At 70.9% G+C, this 26,734-nt stretch carries 26 protein-coding genes and 1 pseudogene; 15 read left to right on the top strand and 12 right to left on the bottom strand.

Annotated elements, in window-relative coordinates:
• Nucleotides 1–80: 80 nt before the first annotated feature.
• From EV193_RS28260 to EV193_RS28250, 3 genes are all read right to left on the bottom strand, one after another.
• A complete protein-coding gene (locus EV193_RS28260; protein ID WP_130347977.1) occupies nt 81–1,064 on the bottom strand; it encodes a DUF222 domain-containing protein in 984 nt (327 codons plus the stop codon).
• A 297-nt stretch (nt 1,065–1,361) separates the two neighbouring features.
• Nucleotides 1,362–2,147 carry a hypothetical protein gene (locus tag EV193_RS28255; protein ID WP_130347976.1) on the bottom strand — a complete coding sequence of 262 codons (786 nt, stop codon included), beginning with the start codon at nt 2,145–2,147 and terminating at the stop codon, nt 1,362–1,364.
• 53 nt (nt 2,148–2,200) lie between these two features.
• Nucleotides 2,201–3,232 (bottom strand): aminotransferase class V-fold PLP-dependent enzyme, encoded by a 1,032-nt coding sequence (locus EV193_RS28250; RefSeq protein WP_130347975.1) that lies wholly within the window; start codon nt 3,230–3,232, stop codon nt 2,201–2,203.
• Nucleotides 3,233–3,429: 197 nt separating this feature from the next.
• Between EV193_RS28250 and EV193_RS28245 the strand changes: the two genes are divergently transcribed.
• Together EV193_RS28245 and EV193_RS28240 are read left to right on the top strand one after the other, a co-directional pair.
• Entirely contained in the window at nt 3,430–4,164 is a 735-nt protein-coding gene (locus EV193_RS28245; RefSeq protein WP_130347974.1) for an IclR family transcriptional regulator, read from the top strand.
• A 20-nt stretch (nt 4,165–4,184) separates the two neighbouring features.
• Nucleotides 4,185–4,595 (top strand): secondary thiamine-phosphate synthase enzyme YjbQ, encoded by a 411-nt coding sequence (locus EV193_RS28240; protein ID WP_130347973.1) that lies wholly within the window; start codon nt 4,185–4,187, stop codon nt 4,593–4,595.
• On the opposite strand, the pseudogene EV193_RS28235 reads toward EV193_RS28240, so the two are convergent.
• Nucleotides 4,539–5,615: pseudogene (locus EV193_RS28235) on the bottom strand (ABC transporter permease); the annotation flags it as partial. The gene EV193_RS28240 and the pseudogene EV193_RS28235 overlap by 57 nt on opposite strands.
• Nucleotides 5,616–5,767: 152 nt before the next feature.
• On the opposite strand from EV193_RS28235, the gene EV193_RS28230 reads away from it, so the two are divergent.
• From EV193_RS28230 to EV193_RS28215, 4 genes are read left to right on the top strand one after another with little or no spacing between them, the layout of a single operon-like run.
• On the top strand, nt 5,768–6,697 hold the full coding sequence (locus EV193_RS28230; protein ID WP_130347972.1) for a DUF8017 domain-containing protein: 930 nt from the start codon (nt 5,768–5,770) through the stop codon (nt 6,695–6,697).
• Nucleotides 6,697–7,386 carry an HAD family hydrolase gene (locus EV193_RS28225; RefSeq protein WP_130347971.1) on the top strand — a complete coding sequence of 230 codons (690 nt, stop codon included), beginning with the start codon at nt 6,697–6,699 and terminating at the stop codon, nt 7,384–7,386. Before EV193_RS28230 ends, EV193_RS28225 begins: the two co-directional genes overlap by 1 nt.
• A 26-nt stretch (nt 7,387–7,412) precedes the next feature.
• Nucleotides 7,413–8,282, top strand: a complete 870-nt coding sequence (locus tag EV193_RS28220) for a DUF8017 domain-containing protein (RefSeq protein WP_130347970.1) — start codon at nt 7,413–7,415, stop codon at nt 8,280–8,282.
• A gap of 52 nt (nt 8,283–8,334) precedes the next feature.
• Nucleotides 8,335–9,129 (top strand): DUF8017 domain-containing protein, encoded by a 795-nt coding sequence (locus EV193_RS28215; protein ID WP_130347969.1) that lies wholly within the window; start codon nt 8,335–8,337, stop codon nt 9,127–9,129.
• Between the two features lie 9 nt (nt 9,130–9,138).
• On the opposite strand, the gene EV193_RS28210 is transcribed toward EV193_RS28215, so the two are convergent.
• Nucleotides 9,139–10,905, bottom strand: coding sequence for a proline--tRNA ligase (locus EV193_RS28210; RefSeq protein ID WP_130347968.1), 1,767 nt, complete (start codon nt 10,903–10,905; stop codon nt 9,139–9,141).
• A gap of 130 nt (nt 10,906–11,035) precedes the next feature.
• Here EV193_RS28210 and EV193_RS28205 point away from each other — a divergent pair, with 130 nt between their 5' ends.
• Nucleotides 11,036–11,407, top strand: a complete 372-nt coding sequence (locus EV193_RS28205) for a VOC family protein (protein ID WP_130347967.1) — start codon at nt 11,036–11,038, stop codon at nt 11,405–11,407.
• Between the two features lie 11 nt (nt 11,408–11,418).
• Nucleotides 11,419–12,156, top strand: a complete 738-nt coding sequence (gene yaaA, locus EV193_RS28200; protein ID WP_130347966.1) for a peroxide stress protein YaaA — start codon at nt 11,419–11,421, stop codon at nt 12,154–12,156.
• On the opposite strand, the gene EV193_RS28195 is transcribed toward yaaA, so the two are convergent.
• Nucleotides 12,153–13,112 carry a TIGR04222 domain-containing membrane protein gene (locus EV193_RS28195; RefSeq protein ID WP_130347965.1) on the bottom strand — a complete coding sequence of 320 codons (960 nt, stop codon included), beginning with the start codon at nt 13,110–13,112 and terminating at the stop codon, nt 12,153–12,155. The genes yaaA and EV193_RS28195 overlap by 4 nt on opposite strands.
• Nucleotides 13,113–13,249: 137 nt before the next feature.
• On the opposite strand from EV193_RS28195, the gene EV193_RS28190 reads away from it, so the two are divergent.
• From EV193_RS28190 to EV193_RS28175, 4 genes are all read left to right on the top strand, one after another.
• Nucleotides 13,250–14,170 (top strand): TetR/AcrR family transcriptional regulator C-terminal domain-containing protein, encoded by a 921-nt coding sequence (locus tag EV193_RS28190; protein WP_130347964.1) that lies wholly within the window; start codon nt 13,250–13,252, stop codon nt 14,168–14,170.
• Nucleotides 14,171–14,364: 194 nt separating this feature from the next.
• The gene (locus EV193_RS28185) at nt 14,365–15,321 is read left to right on the top strand and encodes a serine protein kinase RIO (protein ID WP_130347963.1); all 957 of its coding nucleotides are present in this window, start codon (nt 14,365–14,367) and stop codon (nt 15,319–15,321) included.
• Nucleotides 15,322–15,537: 216 nt separating this feature from the next.
• A complete protein-coding gene (locus tag EV193_RS28180) occupies nt 15,538–17,025 on the top strand; it encodes a DEAD/DEAH box helicase (protein WP_130347993.1) in 1,488 nt (495 codons plus the stop codon).
• A gap of 73 nt (nt 17,026–17,098) precedes the next feature.
• Nucleotides 17,099–17,806, top strand: a complete 708-nt coding sequence (locus EV193_RS28175; protein WP_242613725.1) for a class I SAM-dependent methyltransferase — start codon at nt 17,099–17,101, stop codon at nt 17,804–17,806.
• A 6-nt stretch (nt 17,807–17,812) separates the two neighbouring features.
• Here the strand turns inward: EV193_RS28175 and EV193_RS28170 are convergent, their stop codons facing one another.
• Nucleotides 17,813–18,583, bottom strand: coding sequence for a helix-turn-helix domain-containing protein (locus EV193_RS28170; protein WP_130347961.1), 771 nt, complete (start codon nt 18,581–18,583; stop codon nt 17,813–17,815).
• A 102-nt stretch (nt 18,584–18,685) separates the two neighbouring features.
• Here EV193_RS28170 and EV193_RS28165 point away from each other — a divergent pair, with 102 nt between their 5' ends.
• The gene (locus EV193_RS28165; RefSeq protein WP_130347960.1) at nt 18,686–19,543 is read left to right on the top strand and encodes an NAD(P)H-binding protein; all 858 of its coding nucleotides are present in this window, start codon (nt 18,686–18,688) and stop codon (nt 19,541–19,543) included.
• Here the strand turns inward: EV193_RS28165 and cobA are convergent.
• Together cobA and EV193_RS28155 are read right to left on the bottom strand one after the other, a co-directional pair.
• Nucleotides 19,540–20,748, bottom strand: a complete 1,209-nt coding sequence (gene cobA / locus EV193_RS28160) for a uroporphyrinogen-III C-methyltransferase (protein ID WP_242613724.1) — start codon at nt 20,746–20,748, stop codon at nt 19,540–19,542. The genes EV193_RS28165 and cobA overlap by 4 nt on opposite strands.
• 218 nt (nt 20,749–20,966) lie before the next feature.
• Entirely contained in the window at nt 20,967–22,025 is a 1,059-nt protein-coding gene (locus EV193_RS28155; RefSeq protein WP_130347958.1) for an SDR family oxidoreductase, read from the bottom strand.
• 70 nt (nt 22,026–22,095) lie between these two features.
• Here EV193_RS28155 and EV193_RS28150 point away from each other — a divergent pair, with 70 nt between their 5' ends.
• Nucleotides 22,096–22,974: a LysR family transcriptional regulator gene (locus EV193_RS28150; RefSeq protein WP_130347957.1), complete on the top strand. Its 879-nt coding sequence runs from the start codon at nt 22,096–22,098 to the stop codon at nt 22,972–22,974.
• Nucleotides 22,975–23,277: 303 nt separating this feature from the next.
• Here the strand turns inward: EV193_RS28150 and EV193_RS28145 are convergent, their stop codons facing one another.
• A complete protein-coding gene (locus tag EV193_RS28145) occupies nt 23,278–24,093 on the bottom strand; it encodes a S1 family peptidase (protein WP_130347956.1) in 816 nt (271 codons plus the stop codon).
• 218 nt (nt 24,094–24,311) lie between these two features.
• Nucleotides 24,312–25,046: a PIG-L deacetylase family protein gene (locus tag EV193_RS28140; protein WP_207222838.1), complete on the bottom strand. Its 735-nt coding sequence runs from the start codon at nt 25,044–25,046 to the stop codon at nt 24,312–24,314.
• Between the two features lie 59 nt (nt 25,047–25,105).
• Here EV193_RS28140 and EV193_RS28135 point away from each other — a divergent pair, with 59 nt between their 5' ends.
• Nucleotides 25,106–26,275, top strand: a complete 1,170-nt coding sequence (locus EV193_RS28135; protein ID WP_242613723.1) for an 8-amino-7-oxononanoate synthase — start codon at nt 25,106–25,108, stop codon at nt 26,273–26,275.
• Here the strand turns inward: EV193_RS28135 and EV193_RS28130 are convergent.
• The gene (locus EV193_RS28130) at nt 26,238–26,690 is read right to left on the bottom strand and encodes a GNAT family N-acetyltransferase (RefSeq protein WP_242613722.1); all 453 of its coding nucleotides are present in this window, start codon (nt 26,688–26,690) and stop codon (nt 26,238–26,240) included. The two genes, EV193_RS28135 and EV193_RS28130, sit on opposite strands and share 38 nt — an antisense overlap.
• Between the last annotated feature and the right edge of the window lie 44 nt (nt 26,691–26,734).

Below are 26,734 nucleotides of genomic sequence, written 5' to 3'. Positions count from 1 at the left end.
CCGAGTCAAGAAACCAACAGAACGCGGCATTCGACATACCGGACCGCCAACCATCAAACTACAGAGACGAGCAGCTTAACTTAGCGGTATTGCCATTCTGGTGGTCGGTCGCATCCGGGGAATGTGCAGCCTTTGTCTCTGGCGATGAGTGCTGCTCGGATGTGTTGTGTGACGAGTCGTTCTTCGCGTCCGACGTCGAGTGGTTGGCCTTCGCTGTTCAGCACGATGGGGGTGATTCCGGCGTCGCAGGCGATCTGCCGGATCGTTTGTGGTGTGATCTGCGCGCCGAAGTCACCGTGGCCGAGGCCGATCTGGTGGCGAAGTTGTTCGTAGGAAATCGTCACCGCCAGGTGTGGTCGCCTGCCGCCGTCTTGCGGGAGCGTGTCCGAGTCGAGCACCCGATTCGCAAGTTCGACCAGCGCCTCGGCCCACCGTCGCGCGGCGGATCGGACGTCGTCCTTCCCGGCCGGTTTCGCGAGCGGGGAGAGTGCGGCTTTGAGGACTTCGGCGCATTCGGGTGAGAGCCGCCCGCGCACGATGATCGTCCCGTCGACGTCCTCGACCATCGAGAACTCCATCCGCTTGCGGGCGGCTTGTTCTTCCAGGACAACCTGTTCGGGCTGCAGGTGCGCCCTCGTCCGGAGGGCGAGCTTACCGAGCTTCACCGGGTCGAAGCGCTCGGCCTCGTCCACGAGCAGTTGCTCCACCTCGGCGTGATGTTCGTCGGGAAGTGTGTCGAGGGTGGTGCGCACGACCTGCACGTGGTCACGGCTGATCACTCCAGCGGCGAGTGCCTGCGCCGCCACGGGGAGCTGCGCTTCGATGGGCTGCCCGGTCAGTGTGGTGGAGCCGAACAAGGCGTTGGCGTCGGCGACTCGCCGTCGTGCGTCGGCGGGTGTGATCCGCACGGTGTCCCGCAGGAACGAGGATGTGGAGTAGGCGCCCATTTCTTTCGCGAGGCCTTGCTCATGGATTTTGTGGATGAGTTGAAGTCGTTCATATTCGAGTTGTCGAATGTGGGTTTCGCGAGCCCGGAGCTCGTCGATGAGTTGTTGTCCCCTCATACCTCGATTCTACCGAAAAAGGCCCACCACTATGGGGTGAATCAAAAGCAGAAAGAGTGTGGCGGCGCGGTACGGGCAAAAGGCAGGCGGAGCCTGCCCGTAGCGCCTGCGGTTAGGGCCGATCGAGGCTCGCAAGTCCAGGGTGACGAGCGCTAGCGAGGAATCGCGAAGCGACGCCGTAGGCGCCCTTGACTTGTGAGAATCGGCCCGCACAATTCCGCGCCGCCACACCCCAAGTGCGCCCCCGAGCCGATGCACAGCGCGGAACTCGCCAGTGCACAGCGCGGAACTCGCGAACTACCGAGCCACCTCAGGACCGAGCCGCACCGCGTCCTTGCTGATGCGATCCAGCCGCGCCTCGTCCCGCTGATCACCCTTCTTCGCCCCGTAGTAGTCAGCCTCGACAATGACCACATCGCGACCAGAATGCCCGGACGAGTACCCGCCGTGCGCCACCCACTCCGGCCCGCCCGGCACCTTGACCGTGCCCTCTCTGGCCAGGTCGTACACGTTCCCCGTCTTGTCCTCGTCGGTGAGCGCCTTCAACGACGTCGCCGTTTCCACGTCCGGCATCCGCACCACCACGACCGAGACGAGCACCTGCTTCCCGCTGTCCTGCAACGAGTACAGCGACCGCATCAACTGCGAACACGGCGTCCCGACCAGGAACTGTTTGATCTTCCCGTACGCGTGATCGGCACAGTTCGAGTCCGTCACCGGCTCCCGCAACGGCGTGTAGGTGAACTCGCTGGCCGGCTTCTGCACCCCCGGCCCCTGAGACGACGTCGACGGCGAGTCGTCCGGCGAGTCGTTGGCGAAGAACCACCACACGAACCCGGACACCACGGCGACCGCCAGCAACCCGAGCCCCTTGACGACCCACCCCATCCGGTCCCGATCCCGTCGAGGCGGCTCAGGAGCACGCTGTTCCTGCGGCCGGACCGGCTGGCCGTACGCCGTCGGCGGATGCTGGTGATACTGCTGCTGCCCGTACCCGGCCGGTGGCGGCGGCTGGTTGGCATACGGCGCCGCACCCAGCTCGTCAAGCGGGAGCTGCCCAGAGGTGCGGTAGGTATCGGACACGGCTAGCCACCGTATCGGCTCGGGATCGCCGTGTCAGTGGCCGGTCCCATTCGTTACTCGGAGCGCAAAGCCCGCAGCACGAGCGCCACATCCTCCGCCGTGTTGTACAGGTGAAACGCCAACCGGATCCGGCCGGCGCGCTGGCTGAACGTGACACCTGTCTCAGTGAGGCGTTCGGCACCGCCCGGCATGTCCAGCGAGATGATCGCCGAACCGCGCGGCGGCAGGCCGAGCCCGGCCAGCACCGAGTCCGCGAGCCCGACGCAGTGCTCCCGCACCTCCGCCATGTCCAGCGAGGCGATCCAGGGCAGCGTGGCCGCCGAACCGACCGCGGCGAACCAGGACGGCGACACGTCCAGCCTGCGCGCCGTGCCGGCCAGCCGCAGCGGCAGCCCGTACGCCGAGGTCCACGGATCCTCGCCGGCCCACCAGCCGGCGTTGTGCGGGGTGACCGAGTCCAGCGCGCCGGGCGCGACCGCGAGCCAGGACGCGCCCTTCGGGCTCATCAGCCACTTGTAGTTCGCGCCGACCACGAAATCCGCCCAGGACAGGTCCAGCGGCAGCCAGCCGGCCGCCTGGCTGACGTCCAGCAGCACCCGCGCGCCGGTGGCCTTCGCCGCGTCCCGCAGCGCGTCCAGGTCGGCGATCGTGCCGTCGACGGACTGCACCACGCTCACCGCGACCAGGTCGTGTCCGTCCACAGTGGACGCCAGCGCCGCACCGTCCACTTCGGACACCTTCACACCGCGATGTTCCTGTGCGGCAAAGGGGAACGCGACGCTGGTGAACTCCTGCTTGACCACCAGCACCCGCGCGCCGTCCGGCAGGTTGGACGCGACGAGCCCGACCAACTGAGCCACGGAGCCGCCGAGCGCGACGGTTTCCGCCGGCACGCCGACGATCCGCGCCCAGGCCTGCTTCGCGATGTCGCCGTGGTCGCCGTAGTCGGGAATCTTCGCCCCGGTACGCCACCGCTCGACCGCCGCGGTCAGCTCCTCGACCGCGTCACGGGGCGGCACGCCGATGCTGGCCGTGTTGAGGAAACCGGGATCGTTGTCGAACGTCTTGCCGAACGCGGTGCGCATACTGTCGACCGTACCGACGCCCGCCACCGGATTACCGCTGGCGGCCGTCTCAACCTCACGGATTACTCGCGAAGTACTCGGGCGTGCGGACGACCGGTGGAAGAAGCCGTTCCGCTGAGCGGACCGACACCGAATACGAGTGCGTTCCTTCTGGTGCACTCGTATTCTCAGAACATCGCGGACGGGGGGTTCGGGAAATGATCGAGCGGGAATCTGTCCAGGTCATCCGGAGATCGGGTGGGCGAGGCGTGCTCGAAGGCGCGTTCGCCCTGCTCGAGGTCCTCACCAGGCACGGCGAGGCCGCGCTGAGCACGCTGGCCACCGAGACCGGATTACCCAAGGCGACCGCGCACCGGCTGCTCGATCAGCTCGTGGCGCTCGGTTCGGTCCAGCGCCAGGGCAGGACCTACCGGATCGGATCGCGAATGGTCCGCATCGGCCAGGCGTGGCAGCCCGACACCGCCCTGCGCGCCGCGACCGCCCGCCCGCTGCGGGAGCTGGCGGTGGCCGCGCCGGGCGCCAGCCTCACCGTGACGGTGACCGAGGGCGACGACCTCGTGGTCGTCGGCGGCATGACCGGTGAGGTGCACGACGTCTTTCCGCTGTACCGCGGCGCCGTGTTGCCGCCGGCCACCGCGGCCGAGCAGATCCTGACCACGCCGGCGACACCGAGCGCGCCCGGCCGCTACACCGAGCGGGAGTGGCGACGGCTGATCATCCGGTCCCGCACGGACGGCATCGCGTTCGACGAGGTGTACCTGGACTCGGTGAGCTGTGTGGCCGCGCCGATCCGCGTGCCGTCCGGCGAGATCGTCGCGGCGCTCGGGGTGTCGGTACTGGACGCGCGACGGCTGCCGGTGATCGCCGAGCAGGTGCGCCGCGCGGCCGCGATGGCCACCGCGAACCTGGCTCGGTCCACCGCCGCCGGCTGAGAGTCCCTACGCTTTCAGGCGTGCACAGCGAAGAGATCGAGGTCCGCACCGGGTCGCGCGAGGTGGTGCACGACCTGACCGAGACCTGCCAGCGGTTCCTGACCGAGGCGGACGCGGTGGACGGCCTGCTGCACGTGTGGGCGCCGCACGCGACGGCCGGCCTGGCGATCATCGAGACCGGTGCCGGGAGCGACGACGACCTGCTCGCCGCCCTCGGCGACGTGCTCCCCCGCGACGACCGGTGGCGCCACCGGCACGGATCGGCGGGCCACGGCCGCGATCACGTGCTACCGGCGTTCGTGCCGCCCTACGCCAGTGTTCCGGTCCTCGACGGCCGCCTCGCCCTGGGCACCTGGCAGTCGATCTGCCTCGTCGACACCAACGTCGACAACCCCGTTCGGCGTGTGCGACTGAGCTACCTCGCCGGCTGAGCGCCGCCCGGGGATCAGCATCACCAGCAGACCGCCGACGGCCATCGCGCCGAGCACGATCACGCCGGTGCGCACGTCCGGCGCGTCCGGCGTGCCCTGCAGCAGGCTGCGCAGCCCCTCGGCGGAGAACCGGAACGGCGTCCACGACCAGAGCACCGCGCGATAGGCCGGGTTCAGCAGCTCGGGCACCTGGCCGGCGACCGCGGGCGCGACCAGGTACAGCGGGCCGAGGATGGCCGCCGCCCGGATGCCGAGCAGCCGCACCAGCCCGCCCTGCACGGCGGCGAACGCGACCGCGGTGAGCAGCAGGAAGCCGATCACCTCGGGGTTCAGCGGCAGCGACGAGTCCCACCAGCTGAGGAGCCCGGCGACCACGGCGACGCCGAGCACGCTGACGCCCACCAGCACGGTGAGCCGGCTGCCGATGCCGACCCGCTTGCCGGCCCGGGTGATCAGGACGGTCGACCCGAGGGTGGCGACCAGCCCGGCGAGCCAGAGCAGCGCGGTGCCGCCGAGCGGGGCGGTGCGACCGGCGGCGCTGGCCGGGTGCAGCGTGATCGTCTGCGCCGGCGCGACGGTGACCCCGGGCGCCAGCCGGGGCGCCGCGGCGGCGATGCCCTGGGCGGCTCCGGTGAGCGCCGGTTGGGCGATCTGGGTGGCCGACGGGTTGACCGCGCCGGAGAGCACCACGGTCGGGCGGAGTTCGCCGGTCGGCTCGGCGACGAGTTCGAGTACGCCGTAGACCTCCTTGTCCGCCAACAGTTTCCGCCCCTCGCCGCCGGTCACGACGCGCCAGCCGACCGCGTCGCCGCCCTGCGCGGTGAGCCGTTCGGCGGCCGCGCGCAGCGGTGCGGCGGCCGGCCCTTCGGACGGTGTGGCCACGGCCAGCGGCACGTGGTCCGGACTGGCTGTCGCCTGCGCGCCGAACGTCAGCAACCCGATCAAGGCCGCCACGAGCGCACCGGCGACCGACAACAGCACGGCCACCACGACGGGCCGGGGCGTGTTCGACGTCGCCATCTCAGCAGCTCCTTCATAAGTTCATCACGCGTTGAATTCGAGCGTGACGATACGACACGCACGGACAATCGGTCAACGCGCGTTGAATAGCGTCACACGGAACGGCCAGGATCGCTGGCGGGCCATCAGCCGGGTGACGGTACGGTCGTGGGGTGACGTATCCGGGCGACGAGCAGGACCGGTTCGCGCGGCAGGGCGACGGCTCGCAGAACTGGCAGTTCAGCGGGCAGTACCAGGGCTTGGGCGCCTTCGACGCGCAGGGGACGCAGCCACCGGAGGGCAAGCCGCCCAAGCGTCCGAATTGGACGGTCATCCTCTCGGTCGTCGCGCTGGTGGTGATCGTCGGCGCGGTCACCACGATCGTGCTGGTCAGCCGCAAGGACACCACCGCCCAGCCGCAGCAGACCACGCAGGGCCCGCAGCCGACCACGTCCGCCGGCCCGCCGGTGACCACCACGACGAGCCGCGCACCGACCACGACGACCACGCGGTCCACCAACCCGCTGGCCACGATCGCGCCGCAGGTGCCCGGCTGGCAGGGGATCCTCAACGAGCAGATCGGCCTCGCCTACGACGTCCCTCCACAGTGGACTCAGGGCTCCGGCACGCAGGCGAGCAAGGCGCTGCCGAACAACCCGCTCAACAAGATGGCCAGCCTCACTCCGTACCAGTGCGACGTCGCCGGCAAGCAGGGCGGCTTCAGCCGAGGCGTGCTGGGCAGCGTCGCCACTCCACGCTCGGACATCGCCAAGGCCGCCGGCGACCTGGCGATCGCGCTCAGCCAGGAGTTCTACGACTCGGCGACCGACACCCAGGTGCAGGCGCAGCCGGCCAGGCCGGTCACCCGAACGGCCAAGGGCGGGCTGCAGGTCACCGGCGTCCAGGTCGACGCGATCGTCACCACCGGCTCGAACCCGTGCCTGGCCACGAGGAGCAAGCTGTCGATACTCGCGCTGGACTACAAGGACAAGTACGTGATGCTGATGGTGAACATCGACCTGCAGGGTGGGCCGGCGACCCCGCCGTCCGCCCCGGAGGCCGACCTGCAGAAGATCCTCGACACCGCGCGGCTGGTCGACTGATGGCCAAGCTCGTCCTCTGGGACGTCGACCTGACGCTGGTCGACTACAGCGGAATCGGCCGGGAGTGGTACGCGATCGCGATGACCAGGGCGCTCGGCGTGGAGATGACGCACCATCCGACGTTCCCCGGCCGCACCGAGCGCGGCATCGTCGCCGAGATGCTCGCCGCGCACGGCGTCGATCACCGCGAGGAGCACGTGCAGAGCCTGTTCACCGAGCTGGTGGCGATCTCCACCGAGGCGCGGGACACGCTGCACGAACGCGGGCGCGCACTGCCCGGCGCGGCCGCCGTCCTGAAGACGCTCGCCGGCCGGGACGACGTGGTGCAGTCGCTGGTCACCGGGAACCTGCCGGAACTGGCCGACCACAAGCTGTCCGCGCTGGACCTGCACCACCACGTGGACTTCGCGATCGGCGGCTACGGATCGCTGTCCGAACACCGGCACGACCTCGTCGCGCACGCGATGAACCTCGCGGAAGCCAAGCACGGCAACGCTTTCGCGCCGGCCGACGTCGTGGTCATCGGGGACACCCCGAACGACGTGGCGTGCGCGCTGCACCACGGCGCGGTCGCGATCGGCGTGGCCACCGGGCGGCACTCGGCCGGCCTGCTCGCCGAGTCGGGCGCGCACGCCGTGCTCACCGACCTGTCCGACACCCCGGCGGTGGTGACCACGCTGCTCGGCTGACCCGAGGCGTGGCTACCCTGTCGCCCGTGCACGAGCCGAGCGGCAGCTTTCCGAGTGGCGGATACCAGGGTCTCGGGGCGTTCGGTCAACCTGAACCGCCCCGCCGCCCGCGCAAGTGGCTGGTGCCGGTGCTGTGCACGGTGATCGTCGTCGCCGTGGTCGCCACGGTCGCCGTCGTGCTGCTCAACAGCCAGGACGAGCCGCGAAGCGCTCCCCCGCCGGCCACGACGTCGGCCACCACGACGGTGCGGACCACCACCGCGCCCGCGCCGACGACCACGAGGCCGTCCAACCCACTGGAGGCGCCGGCCACCAAGCCGGCCATCGTCCCGGGCTGGCGCGCGGTGGTGTTCCCGAACTCGCCCAACGCCTACGACGTGCCGCCGACCTGGGAGTTCGATGTCGGCGACAAGCGGATGAACGTGGCGTACGGCAATCCCGAACTGGGTGGTGGCCAGATCACACTGGACGTCGCCGCGGTGACCAAGCCGGGGTACTGCCAGGAGAAGCCGGGCAAGGTGCGCGCGGCCGCCGGTGTGACCGCGCACCAGGACAGCTCGGCCGGGGCGGCGGCGAAGGCCGTGGCGCAGAAGGCGATGCAGATCGGCTACCTGTCCGCGCCCGGCGCCCCGCCGACCACCACCGCGGTATCCGAGCCGAGGCCGGTCACCCTCACCGGCGGCGTGCAGGCGTTCGTGGTCATCGCGCGGGCGACCAAGGTGACGCCGCCGCACCCCTGCCTGTCGCCGGCCGGCACGGTCGTGGTGATGGGCGTACCGGCCACGGCCCCCGCCACCGGCTCGGTGCTGCTGTTCGCGCACAGCGACCAGGGCGTGCCCGACGCGGTGTCGGAGGCCGACCTGGAGAAGATCGTCACCAGTTACCGGCGCGGGTGAAAACACCCGAAACGGACACGACGACCCTCCCCTCTCCGTAAGGTGACGCCCCATGAGCCAGCCCGGCCCGTATGGTCACTACCCGCCGCCGTACCCCGCACCGCCGCCCCCGCCTCGGCGCAGCCGCACGCCGCTGATCGTCACGCTGATCGCGGTACTGCTGGTCGGAGCCGGTGTCGCCACCACGCTGATCCTGGTCAACCGTGACAAGGGCGGCGGCACACAGACCTCCGCCGGCCAGCAGCCGACCGACGAGGCCGAGCCGAGCCCCGGCGACCAACCGCCGAGGCCCGAACTCGAGAAGGACGCGAACGGCTGGCTGATCGTGCCGAGCCGGCCGCACGGCGCCTCCTACTCGGTGCCACCCGACAAGGACTGGCTGGCCGAGCCGGCCAGGTTCCAGGGCTACCGCCTGCGGCCGATGGAGATGCACGTCATCACCACCTACAAGCAGGGCGCTTGCGGTGGACACCCCGAGTCACGCAGAGCCCGCATGGGGTTCATCGCGCAGCGCAGGCCGACCGATCCGGCGGCGGCGGCGACCGAGGCCGCGAAGGGCTGGGCGGAGAACCTCGCGGCGGGGATCCAGGGCGCGGTGCCCAGCCCACCGCAAACCAGTACGAAACCCGTCGCGCAGGGCTCGATCCAGGCCACCGTCGCCACCGTCGCGCTCAACGTCGGCAAGGCGGACGACTGCAACCCGCCGACGATCCAGTTGACCGCGGTCGGCTTCGCCAGCGGCACGCGCACGGTGGTCTTCCTGATCGAGGCCGACCACCAGACGCCGAACGCGCCGCCGCCCGCCGTACTCGACAAGGTGATCGCGAGCCTGCGCCCGCTCCGCTGACCGCGCGGGTCAGCCGCGGACCAGCGCGGTGAGGTGACCGACCACGCCGTCCACCGCGATCTCCTCGCGCTCGCCGGACCGGCGGTCCTTGACCTCCACGACACCGTTGGCCAGACCGCGCCCGACCACCAGAATCGTCGGCACGCCAACGAGTTCCGCGTCGGCGAACTTCACGCCGGGGCTCGCCTTGCGGTCGTCGAGCAGCACCCGCACACCGGCCGAGTCCAGCTCGTCGGCGATCTTCTCGGCCGCCGCGATCTGCTCGTCGGACTTGCCCGCGATCACCACGGTCACGTCGAACGGCGCCACCTCGCGCGGCCACACCAGCCCGTGCTCGTCGTGGCTCTGCTCGGCGATCACGGCGACCAGCCGGGACACGCCGACGCCGTAGGACCCCATGGTGATCCGCACCAGCTTGGAGTTCTCGTCCAGCGCGTCCAGCTCGAACGCGTCGGCGTACTTGCGGCCGAGCTGGAACACGTGCCCGATCTCGATGCCGCGCGCGGCGACCAGGGTGCCCTTGCCGTCGGGTGAAGGGTCACCCTCACGCACCTCGGCGGCCTCGATCGTGCCGTCCGGGGTGAAGTCGCGCCCGCACACCAGGTCCACCACGTGGTGGTCGACCTTGTCCGCGCCGGTGACCCACGCCGTCCCGGTCACGACGCGAGGGTCGACCAGGTAGCGAACCCCGTTGTCCTGCAAGGCTTTCGGGCCGATGTAGCCCTTCACCAGGAAGGGGTTCGCGGCGAAGTCGGCCTCCTCGAGCATGGCCACCTCGGCGGGCTCCAGCGACGCCTCGAGCCGCTTCTGGTCGACCTCGCGGTCGCCGGGCAGGCCGACGGCCAGCAGCTGCCACTCCTCGTCGCCAGGCCGGCGCACCTTCAGCAGCACGTTCTTCAACGTGTCCGCCGCGGTGAACGTGCGACCCAGGTCCGCCTTCGTGTTGAGGCTGGAGTCGTTCAAGAAGGCGACGAGCGTCTCGATCGTGGGCGTGTCCGGCGTGGGGTGCGCCTGCGCGGCAGGCTTGTCCTCAGTGGACTGTGCGGGCGGCGCCGGCGTCACCACCGCCTCCACGTTGGCCGCGAAGCCGGACTCGGTGCTGCGCACGTAGGTGTCCTCACCGGTGGGCGCCTCGGCGAGGAACTCCTCGGAGGCCGAGCCGCCCATCGCGCCCGACGTGGCCTTCACGATCACGTACTTCAGCCCGAGCCGGTCGAAGATCCTGACGTAGGCGTCCCGGTGCAGCTGGTAGGACCGCTCCAGCCCCTCGTCGGACAGGTCGAAGGAGTAGGAGTCCTTCATCAGGAACTCCCGCCCGCGCAGGATTCCGGCACGGGGACGCGCCTCGTCCCGGTACTTGGTCTGGATCTGGTACAAGATCACCGGGTAGTCCTTGTACGAGGACAGCTCGCTCTTCGCGGTGAGCGCGAACAGCTCCTCGTGGGTGGGCCCGAGCAGGTAGTCGAGGCCTTTGCGGTCCTTGAGCCGGAAAAGACTGTCGCCGTACTCGGTCCAGCGGCCGGTCGCCTCGTAGGGCTCGCGGGGCAGCAGCGCGGGGAACTGGATCTCCTGCGCGCCGATCCCGTTCATCTCGTCGCGCACGATGTCCTCGATGCGGCGCAGCACGCGCAGCCCGAGCGGCAGCCAGGAGTAGCCGCCCGGTGCGACGCGGCGGACGTACCCGGCGCGCACCAACAGCTTGTGGCTCGGCACCTCGGCGTCCGCCGGATCCTCGCGAAGGGTTCGCAGGAACAGCGATGACATCCTGGTGATCACGATTCGTCTCCTTGACTCACTCGGCGCGATCTGCGCCACAGAAGCACCGCAAAGAGTAGTGAGCCACCCCTGATCAGCTCCAACGGGTTACCGGTCCGCGATTGTCGGTGGACGGTCGTAGCGTGCCGGCATGACGATCGAACTGGGCATGGTCACCGTCGACTGTGCGAATCCGCGCGGGCTCGCCGAGTTCTGGACCAAGGCGCTGGACGCCGAGGTCGCGATGGACTTCGAGGGCTTCTACATGGTGCTCACGCCGCGTGCGGGCACCGGCGTTTCCCTTGGGCTGCAACAGGTTCCGGAATCCAAGGCCGGCAAGAACAGGGTGCACGCGGACTTCCACACCGCCGACCGGCTCGGCGAGGTGCGGCGGCTGGTCGGGCTCGGCGCCACCGAACTGGCCGAGCACACCGTCCCCGGGCTGACCTGGACGGTGCTCGCCGATCCGGACGGCAACGAGTTCTGTGTCGGCCAGGAAATGGAGGTCGCGACGCCGCAGTAGGGTGCACTCTCGTGCTGCTGCTTCTTCCCCCGTCGGAGACCAAGGCGCCGGGTGGTGACGGCGCACCCCTGGATCCGGACGCGTTGTCGTTCCCCGAGCTGAACGCCGTGCGCGAGCGGCTGGTGTCGGCGTTGGTGACGCTGGCCGCCGACGTGCCGGCGAGCCAGGCCGCGCTGGGGCTGTCCGAGCGGCAGACCGACGAGGTGGCGCTGAACGGCGAGCTGCGCACATCGCCCACCCTGCCGGCCGTCGAGCGGTACACCGGCGTGCTCTACGACACGCTTGGTGTGGCCGGTTTCCGCCGGGCGCAGCGGGCGCGCGCGGACGAGCGGCTCGCGGTGGCGTCCGCGCTGTTCGGTGTGGTGCGGGCGGCCGATCCGATTCCGGCGTACCGGCTCTCCGGCGGCTCGTCGCTGCCCGGCCTCGGCGGCCTGCGTCCGCTGTGGCGTGGCCCGCTGGAGAAGACACTGTCCACTGTGGACGATCTGGTGATCGATCTGCGGTCGGGCACCTACGCCAACCTGGCCGCCGTGCCGCACGCGATCACCGTGCGGGTGGTGTCCGACGGCACCGGCAAGCGCACGACGGTGAGCCATTTCAACAAGGCGCACAAGGGAAGGCTCGCCGCCGCGCTGGCCACCGCAGCGCGCGAGCCGAGCACGGTGCGCGGCATCGTCAGCATCGCGGCGAAGGCCGGCCTGCGCCTGGAACAGACCGACCCGCACGCGCTGGATCTCGTGATCAACTAGGAGCTGCTGCCACCGCCGCAGCCACCGCCTCCCCCGCCGCCGCAGCCACCACCTCCGCCACAGCCACCTCCGCCACAGCCACCGCCGCTGGAGCCGCAGCCGCTCCCGGCGCCACAGCCACTGGAGTTGCACGCGCTGCCGCAGCCGGTGGCGCACGCCGACCCGCAGCCGCCGCCTCCACCGCCGTCCACCGGCGGCCGCGCGGCGAGCGCGTCACGGATCGTCGGGTCGGGGAACGCGGACAGGCCGCCGAGCAGCACGAGCCCGGTCGCCCCGCCGAGTATGCCGACCATCGGCCTGCGCCGCCCGTGCGGCGACGCGGCATTCCTCGCCGCCACCAGCACCCGCCGACCGGCGCGCGTGGCGATCGGGAACGGCAGCCGCTTGAACCCTTGAGCGACCAGAACCATGACGATCACCGTGCCGACCAGCACGAAATCGGACGGGCCGGCGCCACGACCGCCGGCGATGAACTGGATCGCGCACAGCGCGAACGCGACGGGGATCAACCACTGCGGCACCCGCTGCGCGAGCCGCGCACGGGACAGCGGCACCGCGAGCCCACGCGCCCGCAGCCACGCGCCGATCGCCTCCACCTCCGGCCCGCTGCCCACCGCGCGGACCAGCCGGGGCACGTTCGCGCTGCCGGACGCCTCGACCATCACGACGATCGCCTTGTCCACCGGACCTTCGGCCGGCCACCGCGTGCCGGAGACCTGACCATGGCGAGACGGCCGCAACACACCGGCCTCGATCATCCTGGCCAACGCGGTCTGCACGACCCGCCTGGGACCGCCGGCGAGGTAGGCCAGCTCGTCGACGGTCAGCGGCCGCTCCGGCGCAGTGGCCGCGTCGGCCCGCGTGGCGAGCGCACGCACGCCGAGACCGACCGCGATCAACACCGCCACCAGTGCCCCGTTGACCGCGACCGTGGCCGCCAGGTCGTCCCCGAACATCCCGTTCTCCCCTCGTCCCGGCCTTTGACTCGACCGGCGGGCCGCGGGTTCCAACTGCAAAGGAGATTGCAAAGCGTACGCCGTACAGACCTGAGATCCTGGGCCTTTGCCCTGGCATGCACTAGTACGATGACCGCATGTCGAGCCGACCGGACCCGCCCTACGCGCGCATCGCGGCCGGCATCCGCGACCAGATCGAGAGCGGCAGCCTGCGTCCGGGCGATCGCGTGCCGTCCACCCGGCAGCTCACCAAGGACTGGAACGTCGCCATGGCGACCGCCACCAAAGCCCTGGCGGCACTGCGGCAGGACGGGCTGGTGCGCGCCGTCCCCGGCGTCGGCACGGTGGTCGCGGGCCAGCCCGCGGCCGCGCGGCCCGTTCGCGTCGCCGCCCGGCGCACCGACCGGGACCTGACCCTGTCCCGCGTCGTGGCCGCGGCCGTCGAGGTGGCCGATCGGGAGGGCATCGCCGCGCTGTCCATGCGCCGGGTGGCCGCCGAACTCGGCGTGGCCACCATGTCGCTGTACCGCCATGTGTCCACAAAGGACGATCTGCTGCTGCACATGGCGGACGTGGTGTTCGGCGAGCAGCCGCTGCCCGAGCCGGCCCCGGACGGCTGGCGCGCCATGATCGAGGTGTCCGCACGGGTCCAGTGGGCGATCCACCGCAGGCACCCGTGGCTCGCGCCCGCGCTGTCGGTGACCAGACCGCAGTTCGCGCGAAACCTGTTGCCGCACACCGAATGGACGCTCCGCGCGCTGCACGGGCGCGGTCTCGATCCGTCCACCATGCTCTACGTCGCCATCTCGGTGTTCACCTTCGTGCGCGGTATCGCGATCAACCTGGAGTACGAGGCACAGGCGCAGGACGCGACCGGCGTCACCAGCGACGAGTGGGTGGAGACACAGCAGCCGGCGATGCAGCGGATTCTCGCCGGCGGCGACTTCCCGATGTTCACCGAACTGATCGCCGGCGACGACTTCGATCTCGACCTGGACCGGCTGTTCGAGATCGGACTGCGGTGGATGCTGGACGGGCTCGCGGCACAGGTCCGTTAATTCGGTTGCGAGCCGATTCGCCGGCAGGGCAATCTTGTCTCGTTGTCAGGACCGGCGCGCGAGCCGGTGGACCGAGGAGGTGCCAGATGTCAGACGCTGTCCGTGACGTGGCGCCGTCCCGTCCACCATTTTCTCCCCGCCGCCGCTGATGCGTTGAGCGCTCGCGCGCGGGGCCTGTCTCTAGGAGTTCCCCAGTGCGCGAGCACGAGAAGTACGACCATTTCGACGAATTCGACGACAACCCCGACGCGCGCCGGTCCCGCCGGCGGCGTTTCGACGACGAGCCGCAGCCGCGCCGAACCGGCCGGCTCACCCTGGAGGAGCGCGGGCGACTGGCCCGCGACCGCGAAGCCGCCCTGGTCACGTCGGACCTCCCGGCCGGAGCCGACCGCTGGTCCACCTGGGGCAGCGCCGACCATGGCCCGCACCCTCGGCCGGACTGGCTGGTGACCGATCTCTCCGCGGCCGACTACGAGCTCGGAGTGATCAAGACCGGCAAGGAGGCCGACGTCTCACTGATCCGGCGAGCGCTGGGCCTCAGGGAGTGCCTGCTGGCCGCCAAGCGCTACCGCAGCTCCGAGCACCGGCTGTTCCACCGGGACGCCGGCTATCTGGAGGGCCGCAGGATGCGCCGGTCGCGCGAGACGCGCGCGATCGCCAACCGCACGGCGTTCGGCCGCAACCTGATCGCCGAGCAGTGGGCGGTCGCCGAGTTCGCGGCGCTGACCCGGTTGTGGTCGGTCGGCGCCCCGGTGCCGTACCCGGTGCAGCGGGACGGGACCGAGCTGCTGATGGAGTACCTGGCCGAGGCCGACGGCTCCGCGGCACCCCGGCTGGCCCAGTTGCGCCCGAGCGCGGACGAGCTGTCCGAGCTGTGGCACCAGCTCACCGCGACGCTGGATCTCCTTGCGTCCCAAGGAGTCACACACGGCGACCTGTCCGCGTACAACATCCTGGTGCTCGACGGCCAGCTGATGCTGATCGACATGCCGCAGCTCGTCGACGTGGTGGCGAACCCGAGCGGCGCGGAGTTCCTGGCTCGCGATGTCGCCAACATCGCCCGCTGGTTCCACGCGCGCGGGATGCCGGAGGCGGAAGCGGACCCCGGTGCGCTGACCGCGGACCTGATCGCGACGGCCGGAATGAGGTGACCGATGGGCCATGCTAAGCTTTGCTAAGCATCGCGAGTGGCGTAGATGGCCGCTCCTTGCCCGGCAAGGCACCATCGCCGGCCGGAAGGCAGCGATGCTCACCCCTGAAACGGCGCACCGTGCGCCGGGCTCGTCCGCGTGAATGACCGCCGCCACTGATGGCGGGGCCTGCCGAGACGTGCCACTCTCGGAGAGGACCCCGTGACCAGTTCAACCATGCCCGCGCGCGACAACACAGATCGCAAGCCAAGGCACCGCCAGACCGCGAAGGCGGCCGCGCCGATCAGCTCGTTCGACGAGCTCGGCCTCGCGCAGCCGCTGCGCAAGGCTCTGCACAACGCCGGCATCACCACACCGTTCCCGATCCAGGCGTCCACCCTTCCGGACGCGCTCGCCGGGCGCGACGTGCTCGGCCGCGCGCAGACCGGCTCCGGCAAGACGCTGGCGTTCGGCCTCGCCCTGCTGTCCCGTTTGGACGGTGGCAAGGCCACGCCACGCCGGCCGCGCGCCCTGGTGCTGGTGCCGACGCGCGAGCTGGCCATCCAGGTGTCCGACGCGCTGTCGCCGCTGGCGAGGTCGCTCGGCCTGTGGTGCCGCACCGTCGTCGGCGGGCTGTCGTTCGGCAAGCAGGCCGAACAGCTCGAGCGCGGCGTCGACCTGCTGATCGCCACGCCCGGGCGGCTGTCCGACCACGTGCGGCAGCGCACCTGTGACCTGTCGGAGGTGCGGTACACCGCCGTCGACGAGGCGGACCAGATGTCCGACATGGGCTTCCTGCCGCAGGTGCGGGAGATCCTCGACCTCACCGACCCGAACGGCCAGCGGCTGCTGTTCTCGGCCACCCTGGACGGCGACGTCGACACGCTGGTGCGCAAGTACCTGACCGACCCGGTGACCCACTCGGTCGCACCCGTGACCGCCAGTGTGTCCACAATGGACCATCACGTGCTGCTGCTTTCCCGGCAGGACAAGCAGGACGTCGTTGCCGAGATCGCCGCGCGCGAAGGCCGCACGATCATGTTCGTGCGCACGAAGCACCACGTCGACCGGCTTGCCGGCAAGTTGCGCGCGGTCGGTGTGCTCGCCGGCGCGCTGCACGGCGGCAAGACGCAGTCGGCCCGCAACCGGGTGCTCAGCCAGTTCAAGGACGGCACCATGCCGGTGCTCGTGGCGACCGACGTCGCCGCGCGCGGCATTCACGTGGACGACGTGAGCCTGGTGCTGCACGTCGATCCCCCGGCCGACTCCAAGGACTACCTGCACCGCGCGGGACGGACGGCGCGTGCCGGCGCGTCCGGCACGGTGGTGACGCTGGTGACGTTCGAGGAGCGGCGGACCGTGCGCCGGATGACCGAGAAGGCCGGCGTCGACGCGACCACGACCAAGGTGCGGCCGGGCGACGACGCGCTCGCCACGATCGCCGGCGCGCGCACGCCGAGCGGCGAGCCGGTCGCCGAGCCGGCGCCGGCACGTTCCAACCGGTCCAGGTCCGCTCCGGGTTCGCGCCACCGCGGGCCGTCGCCGCGCGGTGAGCGGCGCGGCGGCCGGGCGCACAAGCCGGAAGGCCGTGGCGGACAGTCGGAGTGGCGAGGCGGCGCGCAGGGCGACCGGCGCGGTGGGCACCCCGAGCGGCGCGGACAGTCCGGCCGTCAGGCCGACCGCCGTGGGCGTCCCCAGAAGCGTCGGGACACCGACCGCTACTGACACCTGGTCGCCATGGCCGAGGACGTGTGGGCGGGGCCTGACCGATCGGTTCGTCGAGAGTGCGTACGCGACCGTGAAGGGTCGCGTACGCACCTACGTCCTGCACTGTCATCTGTTGGATCACCTGCCGCCGCCACCGGCGACCGTGCTCGACGTCGGTGGCGGCGCCGGACACCAGTCGTTTCCGTTGGCGCGCCTGGGTTATGAGGTCGTCCTGCTCGACTCGTCCGAGTCGATGCTCGCCGCCGCGGAGCAGCGGCTGGCCGCCGAGCCTGCCGACGTTCGCGACCGGGTCCGGCTGGTGCTGGGCGACGGGGAGGACGCGCCCTCGCTGCTGCGCGGCCGACGGTTCGCCGCCGTGCTCTGCCATGGCGTGCTGATGTATCTGCGCGAGCCGGCCGCGATGATCGAGTCGCTGTGCGCGTGCGCTGCCCCGAACAGCATCGTCTCCGTGATGGCGCTCAACGCCGCGACCCTGGCCGTCCGTCCCGCGCTGGAACATCGGTGGGACGACGCGCGGGCCGCGTTCGACGCCGACGGCGAGCGCGGGGTGCTCGGTCTGGAGACGCGTGCCGACACCGTCGAGGAACTCAGCGGCCTGCTCGCCGCACACGACGTGCGGCCGCTGACCTGGTACGGCGTGTGGCTGTTCACCGACTGGATGGACATCGACGCCGAGGGGGACGAGCTGACTCGGATCGCCGAGGTCGAACTGGAAGCCAGTCGACGCGATCCCTACCGGCGGCTCAGCCGGGTGTTCCACCTCGTCGGACGCAGGTGACTCGCGCTACGCGCTGCAGGCCACCGGCGTCGGCAGCCGGCCCGCGATGAACCGCGCCGGCGGGACGCCCATCGTGGCGCGGAACTCGGCGGTCATGTGCGACTGGTCGTAGTAACCCGCCGCTGCCGCGAGGCCGGCCAACTCGTCGCGTCCGGCGCCGGCGAGCACCGTCCGCACACGGTCGATGGCGGCGAACCGCTTCGGTGACACGCCAACGGCCGACGTGAACACGTTGCGCAGCTGGCGTTCGCTGATCCGCAGCCGCCGCGCGAGATCGTGCACGCTCAGCGGCCGTGGCCCCTGGGACAGGCCCGCGATCGCGGTGCGGACGAGCCGGCCGTGATCGCGATGCCGGGGCGACGCCTCGGTCAGCCGCTCGGCGAGCGCATCCTCCAGCGTCCGGCGAATCGTCGCGGCGGCGGCCGGACCGCCCACGGCGAGTTCGGTGAGTTCGGCGGTGAGGCGGGCGCCGTCCTCGTGCCACAGTCGCTCGATCGGCACGACCTGATCGGTCAGCCCGCCGACGGGACGGCCGAGCAGTTCGCTCGCCCAGCCGGGCCGCACGCGGATCTTGACGCACAGCGGGACGTCCTTGTCCGGGTGGTAGGACGCGCGGGTCCGCGGTCCGACCACCAGCAGGTCGCCGCGTCCGCCGGCCGTGGTCCGGAACACGACGGTGGTCGCGGCGTCCGGCAAGTGCGTCCACGTCCGATGGCCGTCGGCGGTGGTGAACGGAGCCACCGACTGCTCGGCGAGCTGATAGCTGATCGACGTCACGGCTCCAGGCTATGCCGGGACGCGCGCCGGACCCGTCCGCTCAGGGCGAACTGTGCCGATTCTTCCTAGAGGACAACGGTTCCCGCGCGAACGATGGCTCCCATGATCCTGGTAACCGGTGCCACGGGCACCATCGGCCGCGCACTCGTCCCGATGCTGATCGACTCCGGGGAGCGGGTCCGCGCGTTGACCCGCGACCCGTCCCGGCTCACGCCGCGCCCCGGCCTCGACGTCGTCGACGGCGACTTCGCCGATCCGACGTCGCTGGCCAAGGCGGTCGACGGGACACACGCGGTGTTCCTGCTGACCATGCCCGGCCCCGACGTCGAGCGGCACGACCTGGCGATGGCCTCCGCCGTCGCGACGACGGACAGCGTGCGCACGCTGGTGAAGCTGTCCGCGATCGGCACGGGGCCGCCGGAGGAGTCCGAGTTCCCGTGGCACCACGCCGGCGAAGAAGCGGTGCGCGCCAGCGGGCGCACGTGGACCGTGCTGCGCCCGACCACGTTCGCGTCGAACTCGCTGAGCTGGGCCGACGCGATCCGAGCGGGCCAGCCGGTGCCGAACATGTTCGGCGGCGGGCGGCAGGGCGTGATCGACCCGCGCGACATCGCCGAGGTGGCGGTGCGCGCGCTGACCACCGACCGGCACCACGAGCGCACCTACACGCTCACCGGCCCCGAGCTGATCAGCACCGCCGACCAGGTCGCCGCGCTGTCCGAGGCGCTCGGCCGCGAGATCGGCACCGTGGACGTGCCGGCGGATGTCGCCAGGGAGCAGATGACCGCCACCGGCATGGACCCGGCCATGATCGACACCGCGCTCCGGGGCGCCGAGATCGTGCGCACCGACGGCAACGCCGTACTGACCGACGACGTGCGCGAGATCCTCGGCCGGCCGGCGACCGGCTACCGCGTCTGGGCGCGCGACCACGCCGAGCTGTTCACCGCGGCCGGCTAGCGATCGGCCGGCCCCAGCGCTGCCACCGGACCGATCACGATCACCGCTGGCGGCCGGATGCCCTGTGCGGCAATGGTTTCCGCCACGGCGTCCAAAGTGGACCGCACGACAAGCTGGTTGCGCGTGGTGCCCTCCTGGATCACCGCGACCGGCGTGTCGTGCGGCCGGCCGCCGCCCAGCAGCGCGCCGGCGAACTCGGCGATCCGCTGCACACCCATCATCAGCACGATCGTGCCGCGCAGCCGCGCCAGCGCGGACCAGTCCACGAGCGAGGACTCGTCGCCGGGACCGACGTGCCCGGACACCACCACGACCTCGTGCGCCACGCCCCGGTGGGTGACCGGTACGTCGGCGACCGCTGGGACCGCGAACGCGCTGGTGACACCCGGCACCACGGTGACAGGCACACCCGCCTCCGCGCAGGCCAGCACCTCCTCGAAACCGCGCCCGAACACATACGGGTCGCCGCCCTTGAGCCGCACCACGAACTTGCCCGCCTTGGCGTTCTCGATCAGCGTCGAGTTGATCACGTCCTGGCTGGCCGCACGGCCGTACGGGATCTTGGACGCGTCCACGACGGTCACGTCCGGCGACAGCTCGTCCAGCAGCTCTTGCGGCGCAAGGCGATCGGTCACCACGACGTCCGCGCGAGCGAGCAGCCGCCGGCCCCGCACGGTGATCAACTCCGGATCACCAGGCCCGCCGCCGACCAGCGCGACACCGGCCTCCGCGCCGACCACCCGGTCGGTCAGCACGCCCGAGCGCAGCGCCTCCAGCACGCCGTCCCGGATCGCGGCCGACCGCTGGTGCACCCCGCCGGCGAGCACTCCGACGAGCAGCCCGTCGTACTCCCCCGACGCGGGTGTCACCGCGGTGCCCTCGCTGCCGGCGTCCGCGCGCACGCAGAACACGCGCAGCCGCTCCGCCTCGGCCACCACCGCCGCGTTGACCGCGGTGTCCGAGGTGCACGCGAGCGCGTACCAGGAGCCGTCGAGATCACCGTCGGCATAGCGCCGCTCGTGCCAGCTCAGCTCACCGCCGTCGGCCATCGCCTGCACCGCCGGCGTCACGTGCGGCGAGATCACCTCCACCGCCGCACCGGCCGAGATCAGCCGAGGCAGCCGCCGCTGGGCGACCGTGCCGCCTCCGACCACGACCACCCGACGGCCGGTGAGGTCCAATCCGGACAGATAGTGCTGAGCCATGGCAGACAGCATGCCCGTGAGGTACCGGAACCGCCGAGCCACGACTCGCCAGTGTGACCCGATTCGCGTCGCCACATCACTATTCGGTTGTGGGTGTGCCCATCGACCACCTCCGCTCGGTTGTCCTACGCCACCGACGCTACGGCCGAAGCGCATGGCAGATCGCCGGCCGATCGCGATCTGTGGATAACCGAGCCCTGTGGACAACCGACAACCGACTAGGGGATGACGCGTCGCGCCCGCAGGTCGTCGAAGATGCGCGTGAACATCTCCGAGGTGTCGACGAACTCGTGAAACCCGAAGCGCCGCGCCTTCGTGCCGTCGGCGAAGAAGTCGTAGTCCCACCCGAACACCGCGTCGCCGAACCGCCACGACGACACCTCGGCGTAGGAGTGCCGTGCCAGGCCATGACGGTCCACAATGGACTGCCACAGCGGCTCCTTGTCCGCCATCACCGTCTCAAGCGACATCGGCAACGGCGGCGCCACGTCGAGCCCGAAGTAGTCCGCGATCTTGGGCCACATCTCGCTCCACCGGAACAGATCGCCGTTGTTGATGTTGAACGCCTGGTTGGCGCACCGGGGATCGGTCGCCGCCCAGACCGTCGCCCGCGCGAGCAGGTCCGCGTCGGTCATCTCCAGCAGCGCGTCGTAGGCGCCCGGCTTGCCGGGAAACCGCAGCGGCAGGCCCAACTCGGCGGAGATCGTCGCGTACACCGCGAGCACCATCGACAGGTTCATCGGGTTGCCCAACGCGAAACCGCACACCACCGACGGCCGCAGCGCGGACCAGGTCCACCGCTGACCCCGCTGCCGCGAGACCAGAAAGTCCTGCTGGTCCACATTGAACTCCGGCGGCATGTGCCCGGCGTCGTCCTCCCGCGCCGGTGTCTTGAACGGGCCGAGGTGCGCGCCGTACACCTTGTAGCCCTGCATCAGGCTGACGTGCCGCAGCCCGCGCGCGACCGGCTCGACCGCGTCCACCACGTTCACCAGCATCGCGAGGTTCGGCGGCACCAGTTCCGCCCAGGTCGGGCGGTCCTGGAAAGCGGCGTAGAAGACGTGCGTCACCTCGGACAGCCCGCCGAGCTTCGCCTTCGCGTCGACCGGGTCGAGCAGGTCCACCGCGATGTGCCGCAGCCTTTCGGACGGCGCCCCGCCCCGCCGCGACACCCCGATGACCTCCCAATCCCCTTGTGTCACAAGGTGTTCGACCAGATTCCCGCCGATGACGCCGTGCGCGCCGACCACCAGCGCGACCTTTCCGTCCGTACTCATGCGTTCAGCCTGACCGCGGACACGCCATAAGTCCAAGGCATCTTTTTCACGGTTCGCATAAACTCTGCTCATGTCGAGCCTGCGTCAACTGGAGTACCTCGTCACGGTCGCAGACACCGGCTCCTTCACCCGTGCCGCCGAGCGCCTGCACGTGACGCAGCCCGCGCTGTCGCACCAGATCCGCGCGCTCGAGCGGTCCTCCGGCGGCCCGCTGCTGGAGCGGCTGCCCCGTTCGGTTCGCCTCACCCCGATGGGGCGCGCCATGCTCCCGCACGCGCGGGCGGCCCTCGCGGAAGCCGAGCGCGCCAAGTGCGCCGCCCTGCACGCCGCCGGTCTGCTGCACGCCGAACTGCGGCTGTCCACCGTGTACTCGGTGAGCCTCGGCGTGCTGCCGCCCACCCTTCGCGCCTGGCGCGACAAGCACCCGAATGTCCACATCAGACTGTTCGAGCACCGGCACGCCGACGAGCTGCGCGCCGCGATGCTCGAAGGCCAGGCCGACCTCGCGGTGGGCCCGCAGCCGGACGGCTGGCGCGGACCGGTGCGCGAGCTGGGCGTCGAGGAGTTCGTCGTCGTGCTACCACCAGGCGATCCGGCCGCGAAGCCCGGCGCACGGACCGTGCGGCTGGAGACGCTGGCTGACCGCGAGTGGGTGCACTTCGCGCAGGGCCACGGGCTCGCCGACGTGCTCGACCAGGCCTGCGCACGAGCCGGATTCGTTGCCAGGGCGGCTGTCCGGACCGAACAGACCGCGACCGCGCCGGTGCTCGCCGCGGCCGGGCTCGGGCCGACGCTGGTGCCGTCGAACGTGCTCCCGCCCGGATTCGGCGGCGTGGTCCTGCGCGCCCGGCCCGCCGTGCGCCGCATGCTGACTGCCTACACCCGGGACGAGCCGGACGTGCTCACCAGCGCGTTCCTGGACACGCTCGCCGACACCGTGACGCCGTGAGTTCGGACGCGCCGGCGACTTGTCCACATGACCCGAGTTGTCCACAGATCCCGCGCGATACCCCGCGACCCCCCAATTTCACCGATAGGATCGATGTATGGGGAGGAGGTGTGGTGGCCCCCGGGCACTGCCGATCAGCCTCTCGCCAATGTGCTCGCGCTCGCCGGCGGCGGCCCAGGGCACGATCATCGCCCGAAACTCCTGGACCCCGAAAGCCCCAGCACGAAGAAGCCCAGCACGAAGAAATCCGGCCGGACGGTCCACAGTGGACTGTCCGGCCGGATTCCGGGTCTTCGAGACGGATCAGCGGCGCGTGCCGCCACCACCGATCTGCTCCATCAACGCGTCGTAGTACGTGCCGATCTTGGCGTACACGCCCGGCTTCTCCGGACGGGCACAGCCCTCGCCCCACGACGTCGCGCCGATCAGCTTGCCCTCGACCACGATCGGGCCGCCGGAGTCACCCTGGCAGGTGTCCACGCCACCCTCCGGCTTGCCCGCACACACGCTGGCGTCCGCGACCAGCTCCGGGTAAGCCTTCTTGCAGTAGTCGACCGAGGTCACCGGAACGGCGGCCTTCTGCAGATTGTCGGCCTGGCCGCCACCCTCGGACGTGTTGCCCCATCCGAGAATCAGGGCCTCCTTGCCCTCCGCGTAGCCCGGGTCGTCGGCCTTGGCCAGCTCGACGGGCTTGAAGTCCAGCTCGGTCTCCAGCGTCAGAACCGAGACGTCGAAGCCCTTCACGGCGTCGGTGTACTCGGGGTGCACCCAGACGTTGGTGACCTTGGAAACCTTGCCGTCCTGGCTCGACATCTTGGTGCGGCCGGCGACGACCTGGATGTCGGCGGGCTGCGAACCCTGAGTGCAGTGCGCAGCGGTGACGACCTTGTTCTTGGCGACCAGCGAGCCGCCACAGAACTGCTGGCCGTCCGGGGTGAGCAGAGCCACGACGAACGGATTCTCGTCGGTCGTGGTGTCCTCGCCACCCACGATGAACGGCCGTACCGGGCCGTTGTCCTGCTGAGGTGCCGCATCGGCGACCCCGACGGTCGCGAACCCTGCCGCAAGCACGGCCGCCGCCACCCCGGCGAGCCCGGCAAGGCGCGAAGCCTTCGCCATAACGTTCTCCTTCCTGAAGGCACGCGGGCTGGGGTCCCGCGAGCTAGTTAATGGCTACCTGCCGCGTAAGCCCGGTCACAACCGTCGGAAGGTGTAGGCCATTCGGGTGAGGTTCACCCTATTTCCCCAGGTTGAGCTGGACATAAGGACACGGCATGGCCTCCTCACGTCTACCCGATCAGGGGTAATGAAACGCGAGTTAATTCCCTTTTGCCAATTCAGGAGAAGGAGATCAGCTCGAATGCGGTGGCCAACCGTCCACCGAACCGTCGAGCGGTGTCCTCGGCGACCGTGCGCAGGAAGCCGGTGTCCCCCATGTCACCGCTGAGGCCGTCCAGATACGCGCGATGCGCCTCCAGCGACGCCACGCCCTTGTCGAGCGTGTCGGTGATCTCGACGGCGTGACTCGCCTCCGCCGAACCCGCGACGGCCACCCAGCGCACACCGTTCCACGGCTGGGCGTCCTCGGTGATCCGCTCGGGGAAGATCCACCGGTTGGCGGCGTCACCGACCGCGTCCAGCACGGCCAGGCCCACGTTGCGGTGATCCGGCGAGTTGCGGAAGGTGCCGCCCCAGGTGTCCCGGTGGTTGAGGGTGATCATCAACTCCGGGCGGTGCCGGCGGATCGCGGTGGCGATGTCGGCCCGCAGCGGCAACCCGTACTCGATCACGCCGTCGCGGTGATCGAGGAACTCGACCTCCCGCACGCCGACCACGGCCGCCGCCTCGATCTGCTCCCGCTCGCGCAGCGCACCGCACTCCGCGGGCGCGATCCCGTCGATACCCGCCTCGCCGCGGGTCACCAGCAGGTAGACCACCGACTTGCCCTGCTCGGCCCAGCGCGCGATGGCCGAGGACGCGCCGTACTCCAGGTCGTCCGGGTGAGCCACGACGGCCAGCGCCCGCTCCCAGTCCTCGGGCATCTGTGCCAGATCAGACGCGGTGTCACTCACGACGCGACCGTATCGCATCCCACACCCGTGCCGGTCCGCCGTGATGCGAGACTCGAGCCGTGACCCGACGCGACCCCGATGACGTGTTCGCCTGGTTGGACACGCTGGCCGAGGAGCGCGGCCGTGCCGGCCTCCGACGCCAGTTACGCCCCCGGCGCAGCGACTCCGACCTGCTCGACCTTGCCGGCAACGACTACCTCGGCCTGGCCAGGGACAAGCGGGTGACCGGCGCCGCGGCCGCCGCCGCCCTGCGCTGGGGCGCCGGCTCGACCGGGTCGCGGCTGGTCACCGGAAGCACCGAGCTGCACGCCGAGCTGGAGTACGAGCTGGCGAGGTTCTGCGGCACCCAGTCCGCGCTGGTGTTCTCCTCCGGGTTCGCGGCCAACCTCGGCGTGGTGACCTCGCTCGGCGGGCGCGGCAGCTCGATCGTGTCCGACTCCTTCGTGCACGCGTCGCTGATCGACGGCTGCCGGCTGTCCCGCGCCGAGGTGGCCGTGGTGGGGCACGCCGATCCGGGTGCGGTGGAGCACGCGCTGACCACCCGCCGCACCGAGCGCGCGCTGGTGGTCACCGACTCGATCTTCAGCGTGGACGGCGATCTCGGCCCGCTGCCCGAGTTGGCGGCGGCCTGCCGGCGCACCGGAGCCGGGCTCGTGGTGGACGACGCGCACGGCTTCGGCGTGCTCGGCGACGGCGGCCGGGGTGCGGTCGCGGCCGCCGGGCTGATCGGCGGGCCGGACGTCGTGACGACCATGACGCTGTCGAAATCCCTTGGCGCACAAGGAGGAGCGGTACTCGGCCCGCGCCGGGTGATCCGCCATCTGGTGGACCACGCGCGCAGCTTCATCTTCGACACCGGCCTCGCGCCGGCCAGCGTCGCCGCGGCGCTGACCGCGCTGTCGGTGCTGCGCGAGGAGCCGGAACGGGCCACCCGCGCACTGGACAACGCCGCGAACCTGGCCAACGGCCTGCGGGCGGCGGGCCTGGCCGCCAGCCTGCCGGACGCGACGGTGATCTCGGTGCGCGCGCCGTCCCCCGAGGCCGCGGTGACCTGGGCGGACGACTGCCGCGCCGCCGGGGTGTGGGTCGGCTGTTTCCGCCCGCCGTCGGTGCCGGACAAGGTGTCCCGGCTGCGGTTGGCCGCGCGCGCGGACCTCAGCGAAGCCGATGTGGAGCGCGCGGTCGAGGTGATCACACGGTGTGCGCCACCGGGTGCCGCCGCATCGTGATGTGCGGGATGCCGTCCTCGTCGAACGGCTCCCCCTCGGCGAGGAAGCCGAACTTCGCGTAGAGCCCCTGCGCGACCACCTGCGCGTCGAGCACGGCCTCCTGGTCGCCGATCTCCGCGAGCGCCTCGGCCATCAGCGTCGCGCTGAGCCCCCGGCCGCGCTCCTCCGGTGCGGTGACCACGCGTCCGATCCGCACGGGCGCGTCCACCGGCCGGAGAATTCGCAGGTATGCCAACGGTTTCGACGCGCCAGCCCGCAACCACAGGTGCCGGGTGCTCGCGTCCAGGTCCCGCCCGTCGATCTCCTGGTACGGGCAGGTCTGCTCGACGACGAACACGCGGACGCGCAGCTCGAGGATGTCGTGCAGGTCCTTCGCGGACAGCTCGCTCCCCGACGCGCGGTGGATCTCGCTCACCGGTCCTTGATAGCACCGCCGCGCGGATCCGTGCCACGCTGGTC

Source organism: Herbihabitans rhizosphaerae (assembly GCF_004216555.1).
Classification (GTDB): Bacteria; Actinomycetota; Actinomycetes; order Mycobacteriales; family Pseudonocardiaceae; genus Herbihabitans; species Herbihabitans rhizosphaerae.
The sequence above is the reverse complement of the archived record's forward strand: the minus strand, read 5'-3'. Positions and strand labels throughout refer to the sequence as shown.